Annotated in this window: 5 protein-coding genes; 1 reads left to right on the forward strand and 4 read right to left on the reverse strand. The window is 45.0% G+C overall.

The window, feature by feature from the left end:
- The coding region (locus QUB33_RS26815; protein ID WP_333356778.1) for a S8 family serine peptidase at window positions 1–311 on the reverse strand (311 nt) is incomplete at its 3' end.
- A gap of 629 nt (window positions 312–940) precedes the next feature.
- Window positions 941–1,825, reverse strand: coding sequence for a 4-hydroxybenzoate solanesyltransferase (locus tag QUB33_RS26820; protein ID WP_333356781.1), 885 nt, complete (start codon window positions 1,823–1,825; stop codon window positions 941–943).
- A 235-nt stretch (window positions 1,826–2,060) separates the two neighbouring features.
- Between QUB33_RS26820 and QUB33_RS26825 the strand changes: the two genes are divergently transcribed.
- Window positions 2,061–3,677, forward strand: a complete 1,617-nt coding sequence (locus QUB33_RS26825) for a Ppx/GppA phosphatase family protein (RefSeq protein WP_333356784.1) — start codon at window positions 2,061–2,063, stop codon at window positions 3,675–3,677.
- Window positions 3,678–3,988: 311 nt separating this feature from the next.
- Here QUB33_RS26825 and QUB33_RS26830 read toward each other — a convergent pair whose 3' ends face one another.
- Together QUB33_RS26830 and QUB33_RS26835 are read right to left on the reverse strand one after the other, a co-directional pair.
- Window positions 3,989–4,399, reverse strand: coding sequence for a hypothetical protein (locus QUB33_RS26830; protein ID WP_445299565.1), 411 nt, complete (start codon window positions 4,397–4,399; stop codon window positions 3,989–3,991).
- Window positions 4,400–4,505: 106 nt separating this feature from the next.
- Window positions 4,506–6,116, reverse strand: a complete 1,611-nt coding sequence (locus QUB33_RS26835) for a PPC domain-containing protein (protein WP_333356791.1) — start codon at window positions 6,114–6,116, stop codon at window positions 4,506–4,508.
- Window positions 6,117–6,598 lie beyond the last annotated feature (482 nt).

The following is a 6,598-nucleotide window of genomic DNA, read 5'->3' on the forward strand; positions in this document are numbered from 1 at the left end:
TGGACATCCTCAGGAGTTGTGGCTGGGGGTGTAATTGTTGCTAATTTTTCTTGAGCAGGACTCGTTTTTTGGACATCTTCAAGGGTGATGATATAATCCGGCTCTATGTATTCAATTCGGGGATCATCCTTATAAGCGGATATTGTTTGTTCAACCTTTCCTGAAGGAATCTGCCAAATGTCAATCCCAAGTTGTGAGGCTTGGGTGACTTTTATGACTCCGATTTCTGCCTGCAAGTTGGTAATTTCACTTGAAGTCGCGTTGGGCTTCAGTTTGACTATTACACGAGTTTGGTTAAAATTTGTATCCATGATCGTATTTTTTCTTTTTTTTATGGGTGGTGGTTATTTTTGTTTTGCGTCTACAAATGGACGCGAATTCAACTAAATGAGCAAAAATTTAGAAAGTCGTTAAACTCGCTGAATTTTCCCTCGCTATGCTATACTCTGCTATATATACATCTATCATAAGGGGTAGGAGTATTTATACGTTTTGTAATGAAACTTTACACGGAGTGTTTAATAACGAGTAGGAAATGGCCTCGTTAGACATTTATTTTCTTCCCCTGAAAGTGTTGCCTGTACGCAATTTCCATACCTGAAAGCAAAAAGACGTAGTTTTTTATACTCTAATAATTCAGTATAATTTCGTCGAGTACACAAAAATAATATCTGTTTTTATAAGCAAGCGCATCAGTAATATCACTGGAAAGTCTAATCCAATTGGATTAATAACTAAGTATATTTATTTAGAATAATCCTGAAAAAGGGAAAGAAGCGATCGCCCGTTTCCCTTTTTCAGGATCGTGCAGGGGTTGTAGACTTGGATAAAAAGCAGAGAGACAAAGGCTTTCAGGCTTAAATCGATGTGAACCTCTTGTGTCAAAATTCAATCATTCGAGTTTCACACCCGTTTCCTGCAGGAAAAGCCTTACAAAAAACTAAAAAATCTCCCCAGCAATCATCCCCGCCAATATGACAAACCCCACCCAAACATTTTGGCGAAAGATTTGACCGTAAACAAGCTTTGGGATATCCGCATTCCGCAGTTGACTGTACTGCAAAAACCACAAAATCGCCGCCGCACTAATTGCCAACCAAAAACCAATGTGCAAGTGCAGATTAATTCCCATTGCTGCTAACAAAGCGACTGTACCAACAAAGAAAAAACCCACAGCATTAGCAGCATTATCCCCGAAAAAAATAGCGCTGGAATTCACACCCAAACGCAAATCGTCTTCCCGATCGCTCATCGCATAAACTGTATCAAATCCCATCGTCCAAAACACGACTGCACCCCACAGCAGCCAAGTAGCTAATTCTAATTCGTCAACAGCGGCGCTCCAACTAATTAAAACTGCAAAACCCCAGGCAATTGATAACACTAATTGCGGCACTGGAAAGAATCTTTTTGCCAGTGGATAGCAGATAATTACTGGTACGGCGGCCACGCACAGCCAGAAGCTTAAAGGATTGAGATAAAAAGCGAGAATCGCCGCGCAAGCAAAGGAAATTAATGCAACTCCTATCCCAGTTTGCACGGTGAGGGCGCGGGATGCTAGGGGGCGCGATCGCGTTCTTTCTACTTCGGGATCAATATCGCGATCCCATAAGTCGTTGATGACGCATCCAGCCGCACTCGTGGCTAAGGTACCCAACACAATCACGCCCACCAATGCTGCAGGCGGTTTCCCATGTGTTGCTAAAAAGACGGCCCAGAGGGCTGGAATCATTAAAATGAGCCTTCCTGCTGGTTTGTCCCATCTCAAAAGCCTCACGACGGTTAGCAATGTGGATTCGGGTTGGCGATCGGGCTCTTTAAGCATTTCAATTCTAGATTTGATATTTTTAACTCTAGATTTTATCAAATTTTAGGCACAATCACTTACCATCTCTGCTGCCGATGCCCTTCGGGATAGCTTCGCTCCGGCGTACTTCTGCCGAAATTTAAAACAGGTAGAAGTCTTGACCAGTCAGCAGTTCCAGATTTTTGCTAATTTAATAGAATCCCTAACTGGATTCGTGAAATAATCATAAATATCTGTCAACCCCGATACTCCAATGGTTAATTCACTTGCTTCTGCGGAGTCAAATCGCATTATTGCTGCTATTGATATGGGTACTAACTCATTTCACATGGTGGTGGCGCGCATCGATCCGAAATTGCCCGCGTTTACGATTATTGCTAGAGAAAAAGATACGGTTCGGTTGGGCGATTGCGAGGTTAAGACAGGATGCTTGAAGCCCGAGGTTATGGAAAGGGCGATCGCCACTCTGCGCCGTTTTCAAGATATTGCTAAAACTTTCAATGCTGAACAAATTATCGCTGTTGCTACCAGTGCGGTTCGGGAAGCCCCTAACGGGCGGGATTTTCTCAAACAAGTTGCTGAAGAATTAGACCTGAATGTGAGTTTAATTTCTGGTCAAGAAGAAGCGCGGAGAATTTATCTCGGTGTTCTTTCGGGTATGGAGTTTAACAATCAGTCGCAGGTGATTATTGATATTGGGGGCGGTTCTACGGAGTTGATTTTAGCAGACAGTTCTGAGGCTCGCTCTCTCACCAGTACAAAAATTGGTGCTGTTCGCTTAACAGGACAATTTGTCAAAACTGACCCGATTAGCAGGGAGGAGTTTGCTTATTTGCAAGCTTATATTCGGATTTCGATAGAAAGACCGATCGACGAATTGCGCTCTCACTTCAATGCAGGCGAACCTCTGCGCTTGATTGGCACTGCTGGAACCATCGAAACTCTGGCTGCAATTAACGCTCGCGAAAAGTTGGGAACAGTGCCGAGTCCCCTAGCCGGATATCAGTTAAGTTTAAAAGATTTGCGCGATTTAGTTAATCGCTTTCGCAAACTTTCTTACTCGGAAAGGCTGGCCATTCCGGGAATGTCGGACAAGCGGGCAGAAATTATTCTAGCAGGTGCCTTGATTTTGCAAGAAGCGATGACACTATTAGGAATTGAATCGCTGACTGTTTGCGATCGCTCTTTACGAGAAGGCGTAATTGTTGACTGGATGCTGAGCCACGGTTTGATTGAAAACCGCTTGCGCTATCAAGGTTCCATCCGCCAGCGCAGCATTCTGCACATGGCTGACAAATATCAAGTCAATTTAGAACAAAGCGAAAGAACCGCAGCATTTGCGCTCAAATTGTTCGACCAAACTCAAGGAATTCTGCACTCTTGGGGAACCGAAGAACGGGAGTTGCTGTGGGCAGCCGCGATTCTTCACAACAGTGGTTTGTACGTCAGTCATTCGGCGCACCACAAGCATTCTTACTATTTAATTCGCAATGGTGAGTTATTAGGATACACAGAAACAGAGATAGAAGTAATTGCCAATTTAGCTCGCTATCACCGGAAAAATCCTCCCAAGAAAAAGCATGAAAATTTTCTAATCCTGCCTAAAAAATACCGTGAAGTAGTTAGTAAACTGCATCCTTTTCTACGGTTGGCGGTGGCTTTAGACAGGCGACAAATTGGCGCAATTTCTGATTTTAAATGCGAACACCGCCCGGAAGTTCGAGAGTTTCACTTGCGGCTGCAACCGCTCAATCCCGGGGACGATTGCGCTCTGGAAATGTGGAGTTTGGATTATAAAAAGCCTGTTTTTGAGGCAGAGTACAATCTCAAATTAGTGGCAACTTTAGAGCCGACTCTGGTTCGAGTTTAAAGACGAGGTAGAGCCGGGAAACGATAAACTGTAGGGTGTGCAGTGTTAGAGAGAGTCTTCGTGGTGAAGAAGACAGTCAAATGCTTGAAATCTCGAAGCCTACAATCGTTAAATTTTTTTCTTTTAAGGGGTGATCGGTAATAAACCTAGTTTATTGCCGATCGCCCAACGGTAGGATCAGGTAAAGCCGGTCGATCGCACCAATAAGCCTATTGGGCAGCGCGCAGCTACAAACTACGAGATTGCAAGCATTTGAGGGACTTCGAGACCAGGCTCGGCACTCACGCCAGACAGGGCTGATGATGTAGTGCTTAGCCAAAGATGGTAAAATCATTGAGATCGATCGCACTAGCTTGCACTCCATTTAAAGCAGCCAACAATTGACCGTTCTGACCAATCCTGATGAAAGCTGCATTAGCGTTTTGGGTAATACTAAGTTGAGCAAAAGTTAGACCGCCCCCTAACACCAGCAAATCTTCACCTTTTGTGAAATCAATAATTTGATCGCTGCCGGCACCTGCTGTTAAAACAAAGCGATCGCGCCCCATGCCGCCACTGAGAATATCATTGCCCAAACCCCCAATCAGACAATCGTCACCTTTGCCGCCGTAAATAGTATCGTTGCCCTCCTCGCCGCATAGCTTGTCACTACCGCCGTTACCAAACATCAAATCATTTGAGGCAATAGCTGAGGCAGTAGGGGTGCAAGGATTTCCTACTATAAGTCTGTGAGGCTGCTGGAGTAAGGCCTAGCTGCTGGATACCTAGGACAGCCATGACCTTACTTCAAGACAATCAAGATGTCAAATGGGTTCTATATTATGTAACTTAAATGCCGAGTGGCTTAGGCTCATAAATGCCAACCAGGTGAGGATCGGCGAACGGGCTAGTTTTAGCCACACCGAAAGGCTCGCTATTAATTCCTAGAGGTTGGTTTCCGGCTAATGCTGCATTAGCCTCGGTAAACGCTGGACTTAGGTCCTTTTTTAAGGTGGGGACAGCGCTATTGACATCAGGGCTAAAGAGACTAGGGGCATTCATCGCGGCTCCACCTTCGGTCAGTAAGTCGATTTTCTCACTGCCGGCAAAGCCGGTATCCGGGCTGGCGGATACAGAGGATTCTGCAAACGGCAACATCAAACTATCTGCACCCGTACTACCCGTTAGAGGATCTTCACCAGTCTCCCCCTTGAGCGTATTATTGGCAGTGTTGCCTGCACTAGGGTCGGCTACATCCTTGATGCTATCTGCTGCATTGGCAGTTTCGGTTAAGGTAGCAGCGCCAGCAGGGGTAGGTGCAATATGAAGTTGAATCGAACCTCTATTACTCTGATAACCATCAACAGCTATTTGATAGGTTGTCCCGGCTGTGACACTCCGGGTAAGCCTGCTAGCTAGATTCCCTCCCCCAATATCATCATTAGCGGCAATCAGAGTGAGGCTATTAACCGCAGAACCATTGAAAAGGGACAAGTAAGTATCTAAACCACTGCCTATGGTGTCAAAAGTATAGCTCCCGCTGCTGGGTGCTGTCCAAGACCACCACACCGAGTTAGTTAGCCCATTTTGGGTAGGTTCACCTACTTCTCCGGTGGCTCGAATATTTGAGCCTCTAGCGTTGGCTGTTTGACCTGTCAAACCAATTCGGTTGGCAAAATTGTTATTGGGTGGAGCGGTAGGGGCAATATTAAGGTTAATCGAACCGAGGGTATAATTGCTATAACCATCCACAGCTATTCTATAGGTTGTCCCGGCTGTGGCATTCAGGTTATACAGGCTAGTGTTATTCCCTCCGGAATCATCATCAGCGCCAATCCGACTGAGGTTATTAACCGCAGAACCAGTGTAAACGGACAACCAAGTATCGAAATTACTGCCTCTGGTGTCTATTTTAAAGAACCCGCTACTGGGTGCTGTCCAAGACCACCACGCCGAGTTAATTCGCCCACTTTGGGCAGGTTCACCTACTTGTCCGGTGGCTCCATGATTTGAGCCTGTACTGTTGGCTGTTGCACCTGCCAAAGCAATCGCGTTGGCAAAATTGTTATTGGCAGGAGGGGGAGCGGTAATTTTAAAGTTAATATTACCGGTATTACTCTGCCAACCATCAACAGCTATTTGATAGGTTGTCCCGGCTATGACATCCCGGGTAAGCCTGCTAGTGTTATTCCCTCCGGAATCATCATCAAAGCCAATCAGACTGAGGCTATTAAGCGCAGAACCAGTGTAAACGGACAACCAAGTATCGAAATTACTGCCTATGGTGTCAAAAGTAACTGTCCCGGTACTGGGTGCTGTCCAAGACCACCACGTCGAGTTAATTACCCCACTTTGGGCAGGTTCACCTACTTCTCCCGTGTCTCCAATATTTGAGCCTGTTGTACTCACAGGTAGGCCAGGGAGCAAACGTCGGTTAGCAAAGTTATTATTTACGCTCATAGTTTTTTTGCCTTTTTTTCTCAGTGGTAATTACTTTTGTCTCGCGTGTACACATACATGCGAATACATCTGCACGCGGGCGTTGCTGATTCACGGTATGAATCAACTTTTCTCCGAACTTACAACACTCACCCTACTTGGCTTATACCCATTGGGAAATCTTGAATTCATACCTGTATTCAGCAACGCCTTCACGCAAATACATCTGCACGCGAATGCCAAATAGTAAGCAAAAGTTTATAAATGCGCTAGAGTGGCTTGACTTGAGCTTACTATGTATCCATCATAAACTGCTCCGAATCTTTGATTATTTTTTTAATTAAAGTTTACACTTAGTGTTCACGGGGTGACAACCCCGTCAAAAGCTTCACGGGGTGACAACCGCGTCTGAACATACAGCGGTTACCGCTGTTATGAGGTACAATTAAGAATAATAAAATATCATTGTGTAATCAAAGCTAATGAAAGCATATTCACTCGAT

Source organism: Microcoleus sp. B3-A4, from assembly GCF_036705385.1.
Classification (GTDB): domain Bacteria; phylum Cyanobacteriota; class Cyanobacteriia; order Cyanobacteriales; family Microcoleaceae; genus Microcoleus.